We start from the raw sequence: 19616 nt of genomic DNA on the forward strand, positions 1-19616 counted from the left end.
ACGGCGGGGTGACGGTGGAGCGGTGGCGCGCGGCGGGGCGGCCTCGGCTCGCGGCCGGGCGGTGGAGCCGCAGGCCGATACGGTCCCGTGCTCCCTCGGGCGGGGACGGTGTGCCTGGCGGCGACCGCCTCCCGAGCCGGACCGCCGCCCGCGTCGCCTCGGGTCCGGACGGTGCGTCCGCGGCCTTCCGTAGGATCGGGGCATGCCTTCGAAGACTTCCGGCGCCTCCGACCGGAACGCCGCCCCGCCGCTTCCGGAGCCGCTGCGGGTACCGGTCGCAGACTCGCACACCCACCTCGACATGCAGTCCGGCACGGTGGAGGAAGGGCTCGCCAAGGCCGCGGCGGTGGGTGTGACGACGGTGGTCCAGGTCGGCTGCGACCTCGCGGGCTCGCGCTGGGCCGCGGACACGGCCGCCGCGTACGAGAGCGTGCACGCGACCGTCGCCCTGCACCCGAACGAGGCTCCCCGCATCGTGCACGGAGACCCCGATGGCTGGTCCCGGCAGGGCGCGCGGGAGCCGGGCGGGGACGCGGCCCTGGACGAGGCACTCGCCGAGATCGACCGGCTGGCCGCGCTGCCCCGGGTCAAGGGCGTCGGCGAGACCGGACTCGACTACTTCCGCACCGGACCCGAAGGCAAGGAGGCGCAGGAGCGGTCCTTCCGGGCCCACATCGAGATCGCCAAGCGGCACGGCAAGGCCCTGGTCATCCACGACCGCGACGCCCACGCCGACGTACTACGCGTGCTCAAGGAGGAGGGCGCGCCGGAGCGCACCGTCTTCCACTGCTACTCGGGGGACGCGGAGATGGCGGAGATCTGCGCCCGCGCCGGGTACTTCATGTCGTTCGCCGGCAACGTCACCTTCAAGAACGCCCAGAACCTGCGCGACGCCCTCGCCGTCGCCCCGCCGGAGCTCCTCCTGGTGGAGACGGACGCCCCGTTCCTGACACCGGTGCCCTACCGCGGCCGGCCCCATGCCCCGTACCTGGTGCCCGTCACCGTGCGCGCCATGGCGGCCGTACGCGGCACGGACGAGGACACCCTCGCCACGGCCCTCGCGGCGAACACGGCACGGGCCTTCGGTTATCCACAGGCGTGACCTGCGGGGTCCCGCGCCCCGTACCCTTGTCCCGTGACGAGCCCCACCCCCGACGCCCTCCTGGGCCCCGCCGACGTCCGCGAACTCGCGGCCGCGCTCGGCGTACGGCCCACCAAGCAGCGCGGCCAGAACTTCGTGATCGACGCGAACACGGTCCGCCGTATCGTGCGTACCGCCGAGGTCCGCCCCGACGACGTGGTCGTCGAGGTCGGCCCGGGGCTCGGCTCGCTCACCCTGGCGCTGCTGGAGGCCGCCGACCGGGTCACCGCCGTCGAGATCGACGACGTCCTGGCCGCCGCGCTGCCCGCGACCGTCGCGGTCCGGGTGCCGCAGCGCGCCGACCGGTTCGCGCTGGTCCACTGCGACGCGATGCGGGTCACCGAGCTGCCGGGCCCCGCCCCGACCGCGCTGGTCGCCAACCTGCCCTACAACGTGGCCGTCCCGGTACTGCTGCACATGCTCGAGACCTTCCCGAGCATCGAGCGCACCCTCGTCATGGTCCAGGCCGAGGTCGCCGACCGGCTCGCCGCCCCGCCCGGCTCGAAGGTGTACGGCGTGCCCTCGGTCAAGGCCAACTGGTACGCCGAGGTCAAGCGGTCCGGTGCCATCGGGCGGAGCGTGTTCTGGCCGGCGCCCAACGTCGACAGCGGCCTGGTCTCCCTCGTCCGCCGCGACGAGCCGCCGAGGACCACCGCCACCCGGCGCGAGGTCTTCGCCGTCGTCGACGCGGCCTTCGCCCAGCGCCGCAAGACCCTGCGGGCGGCCCTCGCCGGATGGGCGGGCTCGGCCGCGGCGGCGGAGACCGTGCTGGTCGCCGCCGGGGTGTCGCCGCAGGCTCGCGGCGAGTCCCTGACCGTCGAGGAGTTCGCGCGCATCGCCGAGCACAAGCAGTCCAAGGAGCCCGAGCCGTCCAAGGAGCCCGTCGCGTGAGCGTCACCGTCCGCGTGCCCGCCAAGGTCAACGTCCAGCTCGCGGTCGGCGCGGCCCGCCCCGACGGCTTCCACGACCTGGCCAACGTGTTCCTCGCGGTCGGCCTCCACGACGAGGTCACCGTCACGCCGTCCGCCGACGGCCTGCGCGTCACCTGCGAGGGGCCGGACGCCGCCGAGGTGCCCCTGGACCGTACGAACCTCGCCGCCCGCGCGGCCCTCGCGCTCGCCGGGCGCTACGGCCGGGACGCCGACGTGCGCCTCCACATCACCAAGGACATCCCCGTCGCCGGCGGCATGGCGGGCGGCAGCGCGGACGGCGCCGGCGCCCTGCTGGCCTGCGACGCGCTGTGGGGAACCGGCGCCTCACGGCGGGAACTGCTCGACATCTGCGTCGAGCTGGGCAGCGACGTGCCGTTCGCGCTGGTCGGCGGGGCGGCGCTGGGCACCGGGCGGGGCGAGAAGCTGACGGAGCTGGAGGTCGGCGGCACCTTCCACTGGGTCTTCGCGATGGCCCGGCGTGGGCTGTCCACCCCGGCGGTCTTCCGGGAGTTCGACCGGCTCTCCGAGGGCCGGGACGTCCCCGAGCCCGTGGCCTCGCAGGACCTGCTCGACGCCCTCGCCAAGGGCGATCCCGAGGCGCTCGCCGCCGCGGTCTCCAACGATCTCCAGCCCGCGGCGCTGTCGCTGTTCCCCGAGCTGGCCGACACCCTGGCGGCGGGACGTGCGGCAGGTGCGCTGGCCACGCTGGTCTCGGGCTCGGGGCCGACCACGGCCTTCCTCGCCCGGGACGCGGAGTCGGCGGAGGCGATCTCGGACGCGCTGGGCGACTCCGGCACCTGCCGCACGGTGCGCACGGCGTCGGGGCCGGTGCCGGGGGCGACGGTGGTGTGAGGGCCCGGTTCAGAGCTCGGTGATGGCGGCCAGGTCGATGTCGATGGCGTACGGGTGGTCGACCTTGACCCGGTCGCGGTGCATGCCCATGTGCACGTAGGCCTTGGTGAGTGGGTCGAGTTCGTAGACATGGATGGCGGGGCTGCCGCTGATTCCGCCCTGCTCCACGCGCCAGAAGTTCGGGATTCCGGCGGCGGCGTACTTCTGCGGCTTCGTCGTGCGGTCACGGGACTCCGAGTCGGGGGAGACGACCTCGACGGCGAGCAGGACGTCTGCGGTCGTGTACCTGGTCCGGTCAATGCCCGTGGCTTCCTTCCGGAGAACGACGACATCCGGCTCGGGGCCGTTGTGACGATCGATGAGCATGGTCACTTCCCGGCGGACACTCAGCTCCGGCGGCGCGATGCTGCGCAGCCCGTACACCAGCACGTCCATCGCAAGGGGGCTCTTCGAAGTGGGTGGGGGGTGATCGTCGGCCGACGCGCCTCGGCCGCCCCACGGAGCGCCGCCCGACCAGGACGTTCGACGGGCAGTCGGCGCGTGCCGAGGTGCCGACGGTCGGCGGTACCCCCATCAAGTTCGAAGACCCCGCAAGGGGGGGGGAACTCCCGTTGCGGACTCACAAAAACCAGACTCCCGTCGATCAGCTCGGTGTGCGGCGGGAGATCCGGCAGTGTGAACAGGTCGTCCACGGTGTATCCGCCCACGGGCGGCACCGGCCAGTGGTGGCGGTGCTCCACGGACTCGGCGGTCGTGGTTCCTCCCATGGACGGGATCCTGCTGCCTGCCCCCACGGTAGCCGCCCGTTTCCGATCATGTCATCACAAAGAGTGACGACTCTCTCGCGTCCCGCCCGCTGTCCGCCAGGGCCTACGCTGGACAGCTGATCGACCCCCCAGGCAGGAGCGTAATGGCCGTCAATCTGGTCAATGTCGAGAACGTCAGCAAGGTGTACGGCACCCGTGCCCTCCTCGACGGCATCTCCCTGGGCGTCTCGGAGGGGGACCGCATCGGTGTCGTCGGGCGCAACGGCGACGGCAAGACCACCCTGATCCGGATGCTCGCCAAGCTGGAGGAGGCGGACACCGGGCGGGTCACGCACTCCGGCGGGCTGCGGCTCGGCGTGCTGACCCAGCACGACTCCCTCGACCCCGGGGCCACCGTCCGGCACGAGGTCATCGGCGATATGGCCGACCACGAGTGGGCGGGCAACGCCAAGGTCAGGGACGTCCTGACCGGCCTGTTCGGCGGGCTCGACCTGCCGGGGTTCCCCAAGGGCCTGGACACCGTCATCGGACCGCTCTCCGGTGGCGAGCGGCGCCGGATCGCGCTCGCCAAGCTTCTCATCGACGACCAGGACCTGGTCGTCCTCGACGAGCCCACCAACCACCTCGACGTGGAGGGCATCGCCTGGCTCGCCCGGCACCTGCGGGAGCGGCGCTCCGCCCTCGTCTGCGTCACCCACGACCGCTGGTTCCTCGACCAGGTCTGCACCCGCATGTGGGACGTGCAGCGCGGCGACGTGTACGAATACGAGGGCGGCTACTCCGACTACGTCTTCGCCCGCGCGGAGCGGGAGCGCATCGCCGCCACCGAGGAGGTCAAGCGGCAGAACCTGGTCCGCAAGGAGCTGGCCTGGCTGCGCCGCGGGGCACCCGCGCGGACGTCCAAGCCGCGCTTCCGCGTCGAGGCCGCCAACGAGCTGATCAAGGACGTCCCGCCGCCCCGGGACAGCAGTGAGCTGATGAAGTTCGCCTCCTCCCGGCTCGGCAAGACGGTCTTCGACCTGGAGGACGTCACCGTCCAGGCCGGGCCCAAGGTGCTGATCGAGCACCTCACCTGGCAGCTCGGCCCCGGTGACCGGATCGGCCTGGTCGGCGTCAACGGCGCGGGGAAGACGTCCCTGCTGCGGGCGCTGACCGAGGCCGCCCGCAGTGAGGGCGAGATCCAGCCTGTGGCGGGGCGGGTCCACGTCGGCAAGACGGTCAAGCTCGCCTACCTCTCCCAGGAGGTCGCCGAGCTCGACCCCGCCTGGCGGGTGCTCCAGGCCGTGCAGGCGGTCCGGGAGCGCGTCGACCTGGGCAAGGGGCGTGAGATGACCGCCGGGCAGCTGTGCGAGACGTTCGGCTTCAACAAGGACAAGCAGTGGACGCCCGTGGGCGACCTGTCCGGCGGTGAGCGGCGGCGGCTCCAACTGCTGCGGCTGCTCATGGACGAACCCAACGTCCTCCTCCTCGACGAACCCACCAACGACCTCGACATCGAGACCCTCACCCAGCTCGAGGACGTCCTCGACGGCTGGCCCGGCTCGATGATCGTGATCTCCCACGACCGGTTCTTCGTCGAGCGCACCACCGACCGGGTGTTCGCCCTGCTCGGCGACGGCGCCCTGCGGATGCTGCCCCGCGGTATCGACGAGTACCTGGAGCGGCGCAGGAAGATGGAGGAGACGGCCGCCACCTCCGCCGCCTCGTCGGCGAAGCCGGCCGCGGACGCCGTTCCCGAGAAGAGCGCCGCCGACGCGCGCGCCGCCAAGAAGGAACTGCAGAAGATCGAACGACAGCTCGACAAGGTCTCCGAGAAGGAGGCCAAGCTGCACGCCGCGATCGCCGAGAACGCCACGGACTTCACCAGGGTGGCCCAACTCGACGCCGAACTGCGGGAGATGGCGGGGCAGCGGGACGAGCTCGAACTGAGGTGGCTGGAACTCGCCGAGGACGCCTGACCTCCGGACCCACCCCACTCGCGCCCCCACACCCGGTACAGGCGCCCGTACGCCCCCGCTCACCCCCGAGCGCGGGGCGTGCGGTGGGTGAAGGGGGAGTGGAGGCGCGTAACGAGGGCATCACAGGCCGGTTCTTCCTTGGGAACAGGGGTGGACGGGGCCCGGTGACCTGTCGGTCCCGGGTGATAGAAAGACCCCGTCCGAGAAGAGCAAGAACCGCGTGCATACGACTCTGGGAACCTCACGTACCTCAGGGTGTGGCGAAAAGTCAGTGAGCAAGGGGGAACACGCTGATGGCTCAGCCGCCCAGTCAGCCGCCGCAGGGTGGCTTCGGAGCACCGCAGGACCCGCCCGCGTCGGGTGGTGGTTTCGGGGCTCCGACTCCGCCGCCTCCGCAGGGCCCGCCCCAGACTCCGCCGCCCCCGCAGGGCGCACCGTCCGGTCAACCGCCGCAGCCGGGGTACGGCTACCCGCAGCAGGTCCCGCCTGCGCAGCAGCCGGGACCGTACGGGCAGCAGCCGGGGCCGTACGCCCCCGGACCGTACGCACCCGGCCCCTACGGTCCGCCGCAGCAGCCCGGACCGTACGGGCAGCAGCCGGGGTACGGCTATCCGCAGCCGCAGTTCCCGGGCGGGCCCGGCACCCCGCCGCCCGGCCCCGGTTCCGGCAATCCCTTCAAGGGCAAGCCCGTCATGATCATCGGTGCCGCGGTGGCGGCGCTGCTGGTCGTCGGCGGCACTGTCTGGGCGGTCTCCGGCGACGACGAGGAGAGCGGGAAGCCCGTCGCCCGGCAGACCGGCGACGACCCCAAGCCCCGGCCGTCCGGCGCCCCGGCCAATCCGGGCGACGGCGAGGGCGACGGCGGCTCGGACCCCGAGGACCTCAACGCGGGCCGCAAGTCCGGCGAGGCCAAGGTGCTCTGGTACAAGGAGGCGCCCGACGCGCCCGGTTCCGGAGCCGACGCCCCCGGCATGTGGATCACCGACAGGACGGCGGTGAAGGCGGCCTACAAGGAGCTCTCCGCCTACAACGTCGCCGACGGCAAGCCGACCTGGGAACCCGTGGTCTTCCCGCAGAAGATCTGTGCGGTCACCTCGGAGAAGACGGCCGACGACAAGGTCGTCGTCGCGTACATGAGCGGCGGCAGCGACCGCGCCCAGTGCAACCAGCTCCAGCTCGTCGACCTCGACACCGGTGAGAAGGGCTGGACGCAGAAGGTCGCCGACGGCGCGCTGTTCGACTCCGCGCTCTCCATCGAGATGACCCTCAGCGGCGACACGCTGATGGTGGGCCGCTCGCAGTCCGGCACCGCGTTCGACGTGACGTCCGGCGACAAGATGTACGACAAGAAGAAGTACGGCGAGGCCTGCTTCCCCGCCGGGTTCGCGGGCGGTGAGCGGCTGATCCAGGTCGCGTCCTGCGGCGTCGGCGGTGACAACGAGCACGACGAGGTCCGGGAGCTCGACCCGAAGACCGGCAAGGTCAAGTGGACCCAGGAGTTCGACAAGGGCTGGCGCGTCTCGCGCGCCTACTCCGTCGACCCGGTGGTCATCTACAGCACCAACGAGGACAAGAAGGCGTGGAACATCTCCACGCTCGGCGCCGACGGCTCGATCCGTTCCCAGGTCGACGTCGACGAGGACTTCTCCGCCGACTGCGGCTGGGCCATCCTCGCCCGTGACCTCCAGGGCTGCGAGGGCGTCGTCGTCGAGGGGGACACCCTCTACCTGCCCACCGAGGCGACCACCGGGGCCAACGAGATCGTCGCGATCAGCCTCGCCACCGGCAAGGAGAAGTGGCGGGTGAAGTCCCCCGCGGCGGACTCGATGGTGCCCATGAAGGCCGGGGGCGGCAACCTCGTCGCCTACGTGGAGCCGTCGTACGACGGGGGCGGCCGGGTCGTCTCCGTCCCGACCGCGGGCAGCAGCCACGAACCGGTCACGCTGCTGCGGAACCCGCAGGGCACCGCGTCCATCGAGAACAGCTTCTTCAGCAAGTCGATCGACTGGGTCGACGGCCGCTTCTACATCTCGACGAACCGGCTGACCGGCAACGACGAGGCGAAGGAGAAGCTGATGCTCGCCTACGGCAAGTGAGGCGCGCAGCAGCGGCGAGGCGCGCCGGCCCCGGCCGGCCGGCGCTCTCGCCCCTTCCGGTCCCTTTCCCGCCGCCGCCCGTCCCCTTCGTCCTCGCCGAGTCATTCGAGGTATCCACGTCATGACGCAGCCGCCCCAGCCGCCCAACCAGCCGGGCTTCGGCCCGCCGCCCGAGCCGTCCCGGCCCGAGCAGCCCGAGCAGCCGGAGCAGGGGCAGCAGTCCGGGCCGTCGGCTTCGCAGGCTTCCGCGGTCCCGCAGGCCCAGCCGGGCTTCGGCCCGCCGCCCGAGCCGTCCCAGGCGCCCCACCCGCAGACGCCGCCGGAGCAGCAGCCGTCGGCCGCACCGGGCGGGCCCGACCTCACCAAGACCCCGGAGCCGGGCTACGGCTACCCGCAGGCGCCCCAGCCCTCGCAGACGCCGCCGCCGGCCGCTCCGGCGCCGGGCGGTCCGCAGCCGCCGCCCGGGTACGGCTACCCGCAGCAGCCCCCGGCCGGTTACGGGTACCCGGGTCAGCCGCAGCCCGGTCAGCCCGGAGCGTACGGCCATCCCCAGCCGCTGCCCGGGTACGGCTACCCGCAGCAGCCCCCGGCCGGTTACGGGTACCCGGGTCAGCCGCAGCCCGGTCAGCCCGGAGCCTACGGCCATCCCCAGCAGCCCTACGGTCAGCACGGCCACGGCGGCTCTCAGCAGCCGACCATGCCGATGCAGCCGCAGCCCGGCCGGCCCGGCGGCGGGCGGAAGATCAACGCGCAGCTGGCGATCATCGTGGCGGCGGTCGTGGCCATCGCCCTGATCGTCGGCGGCGGTGTCTGGTACGCCTCGTCCAGCGACGACGACAGGAAGAACACGGCGAACTCGGGCGACGGCGGCGACACGAAGGGCGCCGAGGGCGGCGGCTCCGGCAGTGACACCACTACCGGCGGCGACGAGAAGGCCCCGGCAGACCCCTCCGCCAAGGTCCTCTTCCAGGTGCCGGCGCCGAAGGTCCCGAAGGACACCACGACCATCGTCACCTCCGGCTCCTGGCTGACCGACCAGGTGTACGCCAAGAGCGGCGTCGCCGAGGTCGTCGGGTACGACGCAGCCAAGGGCAGCGAGCTGTGGACGCTCGACCTGCCCGGACCGGTGTGCGAGGCCAGCGACCACGCCACCGAGGACGGCACGACGGCGATCATCTACAAGCCGAAGATGCCGACCAAGACCGATCCGCAGAGATGCACGCAGGTCGCGGCCTTCGACCTCGCCACCGGCGAGAAGCTGTGGTCCGGGACGGCCAAGTCCGGCACCCAGGAGATCAGCTTCAACAACGTCACCGTCAGCGGGAACACCGTCGCGGCGGGCAGCACCAGCGGCGGTGCCGCCTGGGACATCACCTCCGGCAAGTCCCTGTGGACACCCAAGACGTCCGACGCCTGCTACGACTCCGGCTACGGCGGCGGCCCGAAGATGGTCGCGGTGCGCAAGTGCGGTTCGTACGACCAGCGGCAGCTGCACATCCAGACCATCGACCGGAAGGACGGGAAGGTGATCTCGGAGTACAAGATGTCCGAGGGCATCGAGTACGCGGCCGTGGTGTCCACCGACCCGCTGGTCGTGGCCGCCGACGTCGGCGACTCCGCCGGTGACGGCAGCGGCATCTCGGACTTCTTCTCCATCGACAACAAGAGCGGCGAACTGCGGACCCGTATCTCCGCGCCCGGTGAGGAGTACGCGGCCCGCTGCGACGGCATCACCAAGATCGAGCACTGCACCGGCCTGACCGTCGGCAACGACCGCCTGTACATCGCGACCGAGGAGCACGACGGCACGGGCGAGTACAGCCAGACCAACGAGGTGGTGGTCTTCGACCTGTCCACCGGCAAGCAGACCGGCCAGCGCGCCGACGCGGGCGACGGCTACACGATCGTCCCGCTGCGCATGGACGGCGGCAGCGTCATCGCGTACAAGCGTCCCCCCTACGACAGGGGCGGGCAGATCGTCGGCATCGACGGCGGTTCCTTCAAGGAGACCAAGCTGCTGGAGAACCCGGCGACGGAGTCCGTACGGGACGTGGAGACGCGGATGTCGCCCGAGTACTCGGAGATCCTGTACTCGCGGGGCCGCCTGTACATGTCGGACGTGTACGCCAGTGAGTCGTCCTCGGGCGACAAGAAGTACCTGGCGGTCGCTTTCGGCACCGGCTGACCGTTCTCCGGCCCGGTCCGCGCCGGTCCGCTCGTGAGGCCTGCCCGTACGGCCCCGCCCATGACACAGGGGCGGGGCCGTACGCGTAGCGCTCAACAGGTGCTCACCGCCGTCGAATACGAGAATTTCGGCGATCCGGGGCGATTCTCGCCGGTAGGGGGAGCGCAACGTCGAACAAGCGTGTAGCTTCCGGGACCGGGGAGGCGGCGCACGGGGGTGCGCTCGCGGTTTGGGGGGATGATCGATGGGCGTGCGGTTGATGGTGGTCGACGACCACCGGCTGCTCGCGGAGGCGTTGGCCTCGGCGCTGAAGCTGCGGGGGCACCGGGTACTGGCCGCGGCGGCACCCGTGGCGGGAGCGGCGGATCTGGTGATCAGCAGAGCGCCGGAGGTGTGCCTGCTGGGGACGGCGGCTCCGGCGGAGCCCGGGATCTTCGACCCGGTGGTGAAGGTCAAACGGGAGCGGCCGCAGGTGGCGGTGCTGGTGCTGGGCCCGGTGCCCAGTCCTCGCGGGATCGCGGCGGCGTTCGCGGCGGGCGCGTCCGGCTATGTCCGGCACGACGAGCGCATCGAAGGCGTCGAACGGGCGATCATGAAGGCGCGGGCGGGGGAGGCCGCAGTGGCGCCGCAACTGCTGCAGGGCGCGTTCGGCGAGCTGCTGAACCCGGCGGTCCAGCCGGACGACGAGGGCCAGCGGCTGCTGAGGATGCTCACCCCGCGGGAGGTGGAGGTCCTGCTCCGGGTCGCCGAAGGCGAGGACACCCGGCTGATCGCGGCGGGCATGGGTATAGCCCCGTCCACGGCGCGTACGCATGTGCAGCGCGTCCTGATGAAACTCGACGTGGGCTCCAGGCTGGAGGCGGCGGCGCTGGCCGCCCGGACGGGTCTGCTGGACCGGGCGGGCCCGGTGCGTCAGGCGTCGTCCTCCGCGGAGTGAACGCGCTCGCGGGGCCGGGGGCCGCGGTACCGGCGCCTGTGTGCTGCCGGTACCACGGTCACCCCGCCCCGCGAGCGCCCCGCCGCGTGCTGCGGGTGCTCAGTCGCCCCGCTGTTTCTCTTGCACGGCGTCCGTGACGTCCGGCGTCGGCGGAGCGATGGGCCGCAGTTTCAGCCAGACGAGGAAGAACAGGCCCAGGGCCAGCATGCCCAGACCGGTCCACAGGTTGATGTTGACGCCCGCGGCCTTGTCGATGTCCGCGTCGGACGCGGTGATGCCCGCGATCGTGACGATGACGCCGTACACCACGAACAGGGCGCCGATCAGGCGGCGGATGTCGAAGAGGCGGGCCGCGGTCGCGGACTTGGTCCGCAGTTCGGAGACCTCCTCCTGGAGGTCCTTGTCCGAATAGTGCGCCGCGTGCGCGGACGACGAGGATTCGGGGTGGGGCCCGGACCGGGAGGACCGGGGACGGTGCTGCTCGGAATGGTGTTCGGACATGGTCTCTCAATCCTCCCGCGATCAGAACGAGAACGGGATGTAGCAGGCTGCCGCCAGGATCACCGCGCTCCAGCCGAGCAGCGCCGGCTTGCGGTACCAGGCGTCGTCGCCCTCGGCGGGCGGCTCGGCCATGCCGGGCGAGGTGGTGCCGTAGACCAGGCCCTGGAGGTCCTCGGCCGGCTTGGGCGCGGTGAACAGTGACACCGCGACCATCACCACCGCGCCGGCGACGAAGCCGGCGATCGCGGAGACGAAGTTGGCGCCCTGGTCGGTGGGGATGCCGACGATGCCCTGCTCGTAGAGGACGAAGTAGTTGACCATCGCGGCGGTGGTGCCGGCGAGCAGGCCCCAGAAGCCGGACCTCATCGACGCACGCTTCCAGAACATGCCGATGATGAAGACCACGAACATCGGCACGTTGAAGAAGGAGAACAGGGTCTGGAGGTAGCTCATGATGTTCGAGAACGACGAGGCGAGGAAGGCCGTGCCGATCGATGCCAGGACCCCGACCACGGTGATCAGCCGGCCGAAGCGGACGTAGTACGCGTCCTCGCGGTCCTTCACCACGTACCGTGCCCAGATGTCGGTGGTGAAGACCGTGTTGAAGGCCGAGATGTTGGCCGCCATGCCCGCCATGAACGCCGCCAGCAGACCGGTCACCGCGATGCCCAGGACACCGTTGGGCAGCAGCTGTTCCATGAGGTACGGGATGGCGTCGTTGTACTGGAGATCGGAGTCGGGGGTGCCGATCTGCGGTACCAGGACGGCCGCGACCAGGCCGGGGATCATCACCAGGAAGACGATGAAGATCTTCGGGAACGCGGCGATGAGCGGGGTGCGCCGGGCCGCGGAGAGGTTCTTCGCGGACAGGGCGCGCTGCACCTCGGCGAAGTTGGTCGTCCAGTAGCCGAAGGACAGGACGAAGCCGAGGCCGAGGACGATGGTCAGCCAGTTGGCCCCGAGCGGGTTGTCGCTGCCGATGCCGGTGCCGCCCCAGGAAGTCATGAAGTCGGCGCCGCGGGACTCGGTGAGGGAGGCGGACAGACCGTCCCAGCCGCCCACGCTCTTCAGCCCGAGCACGGTGATCGGGATGAGCGCGGCGAGGATGACGAAGAACTGCAGCACCTCGTTGTAGATGGCCGAGGACAGGCCGCCGAGGGTGATGTACGCGAGCACGAAGAAGCCCGCGACCACGATGGCCACCCACTGCGGCCAGCCCAGCAGCGCCTCGACCACGATCGCCAGCGCGTAGAGGTTGACGCCGGCGATGAGGATGGACGCGCAGGCGAACAGCAGCGAGCTGAGCAGGTGGGCCGCCTTGTCGAAGCGCAGCAGCAGGAACTCGGGGACCGAGCGGACCTTGGAGCCGTAGTAGAACGGCATCATCACCAGGCCGAGGAAGACCATCGCCGGGATGGCGCCGATCCAGTACCAGTGCGTGGTGTAGACGCCGTACTGCGCGCTGTTGGCGGCCATGCCCAGGATCTCGGTGGCGCCCAGGTTGGCGGCGACGAACGCCAGGCCGGTGACCCAGGCGGGCAGGGACCGGCCGGACAGGAAGAAGTCGAGGCTGGTCTTCACGGACCTGCGGGCCGCGAAGCCGATGCCGAGGACGACGACGAAGTAGATCCCGAGGATCGTGTAGTCGAGCCAGTTGGTGGGCAGCCGCAGCTCGGCGGCGAGGTGGAACGTGCCGACGGTGTCGGCGGGTCCGGCGGAAATATTCAGGTGTGCAGTCAGATCTGTGGGGGTCTGCATGAGTACTCGCTTCGTTGCGCGAACCGATACGTCGCGGAACCTAATGCCTCCGTGTTCAGTGATTGAACACGCCCACTGATGCTCTTTGTTTGATTGTGATGCGGACCGCCCAGGTGAGTCATGTTTTGGTATGTTGATTTCTGTTGGAAGTGTGCGAAGATATGTGATGACGGCGCGGCGAAGACGGCGCGGCGAACAGCTCGAATGGAGCGTCCGGCGTGAAGAAGACCTCGACCCGGCTGGCCGACGGTCGCGAACTCATCTACTACGACCTCAGCGACGACGCCGTGCGCGACGCGGCCGACCGCCGCCCGCTGGACGCCACCGTCACGACGTCCGAGATCCGCCGCGACCCGCTGCTCGGCGACTCCGTGGCCGTCGCTTCCCACCGCCAGGGCCGTATCTACCACCCGCCGGCCGACGAATGCCCCCTGTGCCCCTCCGAGGGTGACCGGCTCAGCGAGATCCCCGACTCCTCGTACGACGTCGTGGTCTTCGAGAACCGCTTCCCCTCCCTGGCCGGCGACTCCGGCCGCTGTGAGGTCGTCTGCTTCACCTCCGACCACAACGCCTCCTTCGGCTCCCTGGACGAGGAGCAGGTACGCCTGGTCCTGGACGCGTGGACGGACAGGACGTCGGAGCTGTCCCATCTGCCCTCCGTCGACCAGGTGTTCTGCTTCGAGAACCGGGGGGCCGAGATCGGCGTCACTCTCCAGCACCCGCACGGGCAGATCTACGCCTACCCCTTCACCACCCCCCGTACCGCCCTGATGCTCCGCCAAGTGGCCGCACACAAGGAGGCATCCGGCGGGGCGAACCTGTTCGACACCGTCCTGGCGGAGGAACTGGCGGGGGAGCGGGTCGTCCTGGAGGGCGACCACTGGGCCGCCTACGTGCCGTACGCCGCGCACTGGCCCTACGAGGTCCACCTGTATCCCAAGCGCCGGGTCCCCGACCTGCTGGGGCTCGACGAGGCGGCACGCACAGAGTTTCCCCGGGTCTATCTGGAACTGTTGCGACGGTTCGACCGGATCTTCGGCGAGGGCGAGCCTGTGACCCCGTACATCGCGGCCTGGCACCAGGCCCCGTTCGGCGCGCTGGAGGAGTTCGACGGGGTCACGCGCGACGACTTCGCGCTCCACCTCGAGCTTTTCACCATTCGCCGCACATCCGGCAAGCTGAAGTTCCTCGCGGGCTCCGAATCCGGCATGAACGTGTTCATCAACGACGTGCCGCCGGAGCGCGCGGCCGAGCGACTGCGAGAGGTAGCGAGTTCATGAGCGGGAAGTACCTGGTCACCGGTGGCGCGGGTTACGTCGGAAGTGTCGTCGCCCAGCACCTGCTGGAGGCGGGCCACGAGGTCGTCGTCCTGGACAACCTCTCCACCGGCGTACGCGAGGCCGTCCCGGCCGGTGCTTCCCTCGTCGAGGGCGACATCCGTGACGCGGCGGCGTGGCTGGACCCCTCCTTCGACGGCGTGCTGCACTTCGCCGCGTACTCCCAGGTCGGCGAGTCCGTCGTGAAGCCCGAGAAGTACTGGGAGAACAACGTCGGCGGCACCATGGCCCTGCTCGGCGCCATGCGCGGGGCGGGGGTGCGCCGGCTGGTGTTCTCCTCCACGGCGGCCACCTACGGCGAGCCCGAGCAGGTCCCGATCGTCGAGTCCGCCCCGACCAGCCCCACCAACCCCTACGGTGCCACCAAGCTCGCCGTCGACCACATGATCACCGGCGAGGCGGCGGCCCACGGCCTGGGCGCGGTCTCGCTGCGCTACTTCAACGTGGCCGGCGCGTACGGACAGTACGGGGAGCGGCACGATCCCGAGTCCCACCTGATCCCGCTCGTCCTCCAGGTCGCCCGGGGCCGCCGCGAGGCGATCAGCGTCTACGGCGACGACTACCCGACGCCGGACGGCACCTGCGTACGCGACTACATCCACGTCGCCGACCTGGCCGAGGCCCACCTGCTGGCCCTGACCGCGGCGGCCCCCGGCGAACACCTCGTCTGCAACCTCGGCAACGGCAGCGGCTTCTCCGTCCGCGAGGTGATCGAGACGGTCCGCCGGGTCACCGGCCACCCGGTCCCCGAGATCGTGGCCCCCCGCCGGGGCGGCGACCCGGCGGTCCTGGTGGCGTCGGCCGCCGCGGCCCACGAGAAGCTGGGCTGGAAGCCCACCCGCCCGGACCTCGCCGGAATCGTCGCGGACGCGTGGGAGTTCGCGCAGCGGCGGCAGCAGAGCAAGCAGTAACAGGACGTTCGGGATGTTCAGGACGTTCGGTACGACGAAGGGTCAGGTCAGGGCATGAGCGAGTCCATCGCCGGTGAGGCGGTCGCGGGAGCGGTCGGCGAGCGCTTCCGGGAGCTGTACGGGGCCGAGCCGCAGGGGGTCTGGGCGGCACCGGGCCGGGTCAACCTCATCGGCGAGCACACCGACTACAACGACGGCTTCGTCATGCCGTTCGCCCTGCCGCACACCGCTGTCGCGGCGGTCTCCCGGCGCGACGACGGCGTCCTGCGCCTGCACTCCGCCGAGGTGGCGGCGCCGGTCGTGGAACTGACGGTGGACTCCCTGACCCCCGGCGCGGACAAGAACTGGACCGCTTACCCGGCGGGCGTGGTCTGGGCCCTGCGCGAGGCCGGCCACGCCGTGACCGGCGCGGACATCCACCTCGCCTCGGCGGTCCCGGCCGGCGCCGGTCTGTCCTCCTCGGCGGCCCTGGAGGTCGTCGTCGCCCTGGCTCTCAACGACCTGTACGCACTGGACCTGCGAGGCTGGCAGCTGGCCCGCCTGTGCCAGCGCGCGGAGAACGTGTACGTCGGCGCCCCCGTCGGCATCATGGACCAGACGGCGTCCGCCTGCTGCGAGAGCGGGCACGCCCTGTTCCTCGACACCCGCGACCTCTCCCAGCGCCAGATCCCCTTCGACCTCGCCGCCGAGGGCATGCGCCTGCTGGTGGTCGACACCCGGGTCAAGCACAGCCACAGCGAGGGCGAGTACGGCAAGCGCCGCGCCGGCTGCGAGAAGGGCGCCGCCCTCCTGGGTGTCGACGCCCTGCGGGACGTCCCGTACGCCGACCTCGACGCGGTGCTGGAGCGGCTGGGCGACGGCGAGGACGAGGTGCGCCGCCTGGTCCGGCACGTGGTGACGGAGGCCGAGCGGGTCGAGCGGGTCGTCGCCCTCCTGGAAGCGGGCGACACCCGCGCCATCGGCCCGGTCCTCGTCGCGGGCCACGCCTCGCTGCGCGACGACTTCCGCGTCTCCTGCCCGGAACTCGACCTGGTCGTCGACACGGCCGTCGCCTCCGGCGCCCTCGGCGCCCGCATGACCGGCGGCGGCTTCGGCGGCTCGGCCATCGTCCTGGCCGAGGAGGCCGACGTCCCGGCCATCACGAAGTCGGTCGAGGGCGCCTTCACGACCGCGGGCTTCAAGCCCCCCCGGGTCTTCGAGGCGGTGCCTTCGGCGGGGGCGCGACGGGTGCGCTGAAGCGGGCCGGTGGTGCCGGTCGGGCCCCGGCGTCACCGGCCGCGAAGCACATGGGCGACACGAGAGCGACGCGGACCGGGCCGGGTTCGGGCGTCGGGACGTCCGGGCAGCCCTGCGGGCCGTTTGCCTCTCGGCGACGGTTGCGGCCCTCTTTCGCGATGCCTGTTTCACGGTACTCGTAGGCGCGAGGCCATCAGGGCGCGTTTCCGTCCGGGGACCGCCCCGCGGCCCCTGTCGTCACCCTTTGTGATGACGATCAACGAAACCGGCGGCTACCGTGGGCGGGCAGGCCGAGAGTCCCTCCCCGTGGGAGGAACCATGACCGCCGAGCCCCTCGCCGAGCCGACCGCAGAGCCCGGCTGCCGCCGGCCGGTGCCGCCCCGGGACGGATACACCGTGGACGCCCTCCCGCCGCACACCGGGCTGATCGACGAGAGCCTGGTTTTCGTGAGTCCGCAGTGGTATTCCCACAGCACCGTGTCGGCCTTTTGGTGGCGGTCTGCGCCGCACGGTTCCCAGGGACAGGAAGGTCGTCCGGGGGGACCATCGTCCTAGACCGCCGCGACGGACCGGAACCCGACATCTCCGTAGTGCGCGCCGGGGCCGTCACCGGCAGGGAACAGACCCGTTTCCAGGCCACGGACGTCCTGCTCGCCGTCGAAGTGATCTCCCCGGATTCAGAGGCTCGTGACCGCGACACCAAGCCGCGCAAGTACGCCGCCGCGGGCATCCCGCACTTCCGGCTGGCCGACACGGGCGGTGCGGACCGGCACCCGGTCGTCCGGGTCCACGAACTCGACCCGGTGACCAAGGCCTACGACCTGACAGGCACCCGGCGTGAACTGCTCGAACTCGGTGCGCCGTACGACAGCGACATCGACGTCACCTCGGAAGCGCTCGACGGTCTCTGACCGGTCCCGCCCCAGCGGTTCGGAGCCCGGACGGTCCGACGAGCCCCGACGTCTCACCCCAGCCGCTTGACCAGGGTGTACTCCGTGATGCCCGGCGGGTAGTCCGGGATCACGCAGACCACCTTGTAGCCGTGGCGTCGGTAGAACTCCGGGGCCTGGAAGTCCCAGGTCTCCACGCGGGAGGAGCGGCAGCCGCGGGCCGTGGCGAGGCGTTCCGCCTCGGTGAGCAGGAGGGTGCCGAGGCCCGCTCCGCGGTGGCGTTCGTCGACCCACAGGTACGTCACGTGCAGCCAGGCCGCCCAGGTGTGGCCGACCAGGCCGCCCGCGAGACCACCGTCCGGGTCCGATGCCCACACGTGCAAAGGGGAGTCGCGTTCCTGTGAGGTGCCGCGCAGCGCCCGCAGGACCGAGGACGCCGCCGTGTTGGTGTCCCGCAGTCGACTGCGGAGCAGATCACGTCGGGCCTTGTCGACTTCTGTCTCCAGACGAAACATGCGGCTCACCATAAACGCGCAGGGGCGCAAGTTCTGCAAAGAGCCTTCCGCTCCCGGCCCCCGTCCGTACTCTGATGGGCAACGCCGGTGGGGTCGGCGCCGTTCAGGGGCGGGACACCCGGGTACGCGATCCGGGGCGGGGCGGTGGGGACGTGCGGCGGCGGCCGGGCGGTTCCCGGCGGCCCGCCCCGGTGCTGGTGTCGTCCTCCGACGCCAGAGGTAGTCCCCTGCTCTGCGGAGAGCACGGGGGAGGGGGTTTCATGCAACGTGTCCGAGTCCTGGTCGTCGACGACCACCGCATCTTCGCCGAGTCGCTCGCCGCGGCCCTGGCCGCCGAGCCGGACGTCGAGGTGTCCGCGGCGGGCAGCGGCCCGGCCGCACTGCGCTGCCTGGAACGGGCCGCCGGCGAGGGGCGGCGGTTCGACGTCCTGCTCGTCGACGCCGACCTGGGGGGCAGGGTACCGGCCGGCCGGTCCGCCGTACCCGTCCAGGCGGGCGACGAGGACGGCCTGGTCGACGGGATGTCCCTGGTCACCGGGGTGCGTTCGGTCCACCCGCAGGTACGGATCGTCGTGCTCGCCGAGAAGGACGATCCGCGCCGCGCGGCGCTCGCCCTCCAGGCCGGCGCCGGCGGCTGGGTCGCCAAGGACTGCTCGCTGAGCCGGCTGCTCACCGTCGTCCGGGGCGTGCTGCGCGACGAGACGCATCTGCCGCCCGCCCTGCTCACCGGTGTGCTGCGTGAACTCACCGCAGCCCGCAAGCACCGCACCGAGAGCGAGCGGCTTGTGGAGTCCCTGACCCCGCGCGAGCGGGAGGTGCTGCGGTGCATGGTCGCGGGCCTGGGGCGCAAGGCCGTCGCCGAGCGCCTGTACCTGTCCCCGCACACCGTCCGGACGCACATGCAGAACGTGCTCGGCAAACTGGGCGTGCACTCCACCCTGGCCGCCGTCGCCCTCGCCCGGCGGGCGGGTGTCGGGCCCGCCGACCTAACCGGGGATGTTGTCGAACGGGGCGGTCAGCTGGCGTAGCAGGCCCGCCAGTTCGGCGCGTTGGGCGCTGGGGAGTTCGGCGAGGATCGCCCGCTCCTGCGCCAGCAGTCCGGCCAGTGCCTGGTCGCCGCGGTCGCGGCCCTCGTCCGTGAGGCGGACCAGGACCCCGCGCCGGTCGCTGGGGTCGGGCAGGCGCTCCACCAGACCCTTCGTGGTCAGGCGGTCGATACGGTTGGTCATCGTGCCCGAGGTGACCAGCGTCTGCGTGAGGAGCTGCCCCGGCGAGAGCTGGTAGGGGGCGCCCGCGCGGCGCAGCGCGGTCAGGACGTCGAACTCCCAGGGCTCCAGACCGTGCTCGGCGAAGGCCAGTCTGCGAGCCCGGTCCAGGTGCCGGGCGAGCCTGCTCACCCGGCTGAGCACCTCGAGCGGTTCCACGTCGAGGTCCGGGCGCTCCCGGCGCCATGCTGCGACCAGCCGATCGACCTCGTCCTCCATGGCGATCAGTGTAATGGTTGTGTCGATGTGAAGTCTCTTGATGTCAAACTTCTTGATGTCGAGTTAGGGTGTGGAGGGTGTGGGTACCTGTCCGCAGGCTGCCCCGAGTGCGAGGA

15 protein-coding genes and 3 pseudogenes are annotated in these 19616 nt (G+C 71.3%); 12 read left to right on the forward strand and 6 right to left on the reverse strand.

The window, feature by feature from the left end:
* Positions 1 to 202: 202 nt before the first annotated feature.
* From HUV60_RS19900 to HUV60_RS19910, 3 genes are read left to right on the forward strand one after another with little or no spacing between them, the layout of a single operon-like run.
* Positions 203 to 1102 (forward strand): TatD family hydrolase, encoded by a 900-nt coding sequence (locus HUV60_RS19900; protein WP_257848609.1) that lies wholly within the window; start codon positions 203 to 205, stop codon positions 1100 to 1102.
* Positions 1103 to 1135: 33 nt separating this feature from the next.
* On the forward strand, positions 1136 to 2032 hold the full coding sequence (gene rsmA / locus HUV60_RS19905) for a 16S rRNA (adenine(1518)-N(6)/adenine(1519)-N(6))-dimethyltransferase RsmA (RefSeq protein ID WP_257848611.1): 897 nt from the start codon (positions 1136 to 1138) through the stop codon (positions 2030 to 2032).
* Positions 2029 to 2925, forward strand: coding sequence for a 4-(cytidine 5'-diphospho)-2-C-methyl-D-erythritol kinase (locus HUV60_RS19910; protein WP_257848612.1), 897 nt, complete (start codon positions 2029 to 2031; stop codon positions 2923 to 2925). The genes rsmA and HUV60_RS19910 overlap by 4 nt, the downstream gene beginning before the upstream one ends.
* Before the next feature lie 9 nt (positions 2926 to 2934).
* Here HUV60_RS19910 and HUV60_RS19915 read toward each other — a convergent pair.
* Together HUV60_RS19915 and HUV60_RS19920 are read right to left on the reverse strand one after the other, a co-directional pair.
* A pseudogene (locus tag HUV60_RS19915) lies at positions 2935 to 3360 on the reverse strand (Uma2 family endonuclease); the annotation flags it as partial.
* A gap of 167 nt (positions 3361 to 3527) precedes the next feature.
* Positions 3528 to 3692, reverse strand: a pseudogene (locus tag HUV60_RS19920) (Uma2 family endonuclease); the annotation flags it as partial.
* 143 nt (positions 3693 to 3835) lie between these two features.
* On the opposite strand from HUV60_RS19920, the gene HUV60_RS19925 reads away from it, so the two are divergent.
* The 4 genes from HUV60_RS19925 to HUV60_RS19940 all read left to right on the forward strand — a co-directional run bounded on the left by HUV60_RS19925 (position 3836) and on the right by HUV60_RS19940 (position 10868).
* Positions 3836 to 5650 carry an ABC-F family ATP-binding cassette domain-containing protein gene (locus HUV60_RS19925; RefSeq protein ID WP_257848613.1) on the forward strand — a complete coding sequence of 605 codons (1815 nt, stop codon included), beginning with the start codon at positions 3836 to 3838 and terminating at the stop codon, positions 5648 to 5650.
* Positions 5651 to 5943: 293 nt separating this feature from the next.
* Positions 5944 to 7746 (forward strand): PQQ-like beta-propeller repeat protein, encoded by a 1803-nt coding sequence (locus HUV60_RS19930; RefSeq protein ID WP_257848614.1) that lies wholly within the window; start codon positions 5944 to 5946, stop codon positions 7744 to 7746.
* A gap of 121 nt (positions 7747 to 7867) precedes the next feature.
* Positions 7868 to 9931, forward strand: a complete 2064-nt coding sequence (locus HUV60_RS19935; RefSeq protein WP_257848615.1) for an outer membrane protein assembly factor BamB family protein — start codon at positions 7868 to 7870, stop codon at positions 9929 to 9931.
* Positions 9932 to 10175: 244 nt separating this feature from the next.
* The gene (locus HUV60_RS19940; protein WP_257848616.1) at positions 10176 to 10868 is read left to right on the forward strand and encodes a helix-turn-helix transcriptional regulator; all 693 of its coding nucleotides are present in this window, start codon (positions 10176 to 10178) and stop codon (positions 10866 to 10868) included.
* Positions 10869 to 10967: 99 nt separating this feature from the next.
* Here HUV60_RS19940 and HUV60_RS19945 read toward each other — a convergent pair whose 3' ends face one another.
* Both HUV60_RS19945 and HUV60_RS19950 read right to left on the reverse strand, forming a co-directional pair.
* Positions 10968 to 11369, reverse strand: coding sequence for a hypothetical protein (locus tag HUV60_RS19945; RefSeq protein WP_257848617.1), 402 nt, complete (start codon positions 11367 to 11369; stop codon positions 10968 to 10970).
* A 21-nt stretch (positions 11370 to 11390) separates the two neighbouring features.
* Positions 11391 to 13127, reverse strand: coding sequence for a sodium:solute symporter family protein (locus HUV60_RS19950; RefSeq protein WP_257848618.1), 1737 nt, complete (start codon positions 13125 to 13127; stop codon positions 11391 to 11393).
* Positions 13128 to 13345: 218 nt separating this feature from the next.
* Between HUV60_RS19950 and galT the strand changes: the two genes are divergently transcribed.
* The 4 genes and pseudogenes from galT (at position 13346) to HUV60_RS19970 (ending at position 17522) form a co-directional block, all read left to right on the forward strand.
* Entirely contained in the window at positions 13346 to 14407 is a 1062-nt protein-coding gene (gene galT / locus HUV60_RS19955; RefSeq protein ID WP_257848619.1) for a galactose-1-phosphate uridylyltransferase, read from the forward strand.
* Positions 14404 to 15375 carry a UDP-glucose 4-epimerase GalE gene (galE, locus tag HUV60_RS19960; RefSeq protein ID WP_257848620.1) on the forward strand — a complete coding sequence of 324 codons (972 nt, stop codon included), beginning with the start codon at positions 14404 to 14406 and terminating at the stop codon, positions 15373 to 15375. Before galT ends, galE begins: the two co-directional genes overlap by 4 nt.
* Before the next feature lie 54 nt (positions 15376 to 15429).
* A complete protein-coding gene (gene galK / locus HUV60_RS19965; RefSeq protein ID WP_257848621.1) occupies positions 15430 to 16611 on the forward strand; it encodes a galactokinase in 1182 nt (393 codons plus the stop codon).
* Between the two features lie 318 nt (positions 16612 to 16929).
* A pseudogene (locus HUV60_RS19970) lies at positions 16930 to 17522 on the forward strand (Uma2 family endonuclease).
* Positions 17523 to 17575: 53 nt separating this feature from the next.
* Here the strand turns inward: HUV60_RS19970 and HUV60_RS19975 are convergent.
* Positions 17576 to 18028 (reverse strand): GNAT family N-acetyltransferase, encoded by a 453-nt coding sequence (locus tag HUV60_RS19975; protein WP_257848622.1) that lies wholly within the window; start codon positions 18026 to 18028, stop codon positions 17576 to 17578.
* Between the two features lie 248 nt (positions 18029 to 18276).
* Here HUV60_RS19975 and HUV60_RS19980 point away from each other — a divergent pair, with 248 nt between their 5' ends.
* Complete coding sequence (locus tag HUV60_RS19980; protein WP_257848623.1) at positions 18277 to 19044, forward strand: response regulator transcription factor; 768 nt, start codon at positions 18277 to 18279, stop codon at positions 19042 to 19044.
* Here the strand turns inward: HUV60_RS19980 and HUV60_RS19985 are convergent.
* Positions 19003 to 19500 carry a MarR family winged helix-turn-helix transcriptional regulator gene (locus HUV60_RS19985; RefSeq protein ID WP_257848624.1) on the reverse strand — a complete coding sequence of 166 codons (498 nt, stop codon included), beginning with the start codon at positions 19498 to 19500 and terminating at the stop codon, positions 19003 to 19005. The genes HUV60_RS19980 and HUV60_RS19985 overlap by 42 nt on opposite strands.
* Between the last annotated feature and the right edge of the window lie 116 nt (positions 19501 to 19616).

Source organism: Streptomyces sp. KMM 9044 (assembly GCF_024701375.2).
In the GTDB taxonomy this organism is placed as follows: domain Bacteria; phylum Actinomycetota; class Actinomycetes; order Streptomycetales; family Streptomycetaceae; genus Streptomyces.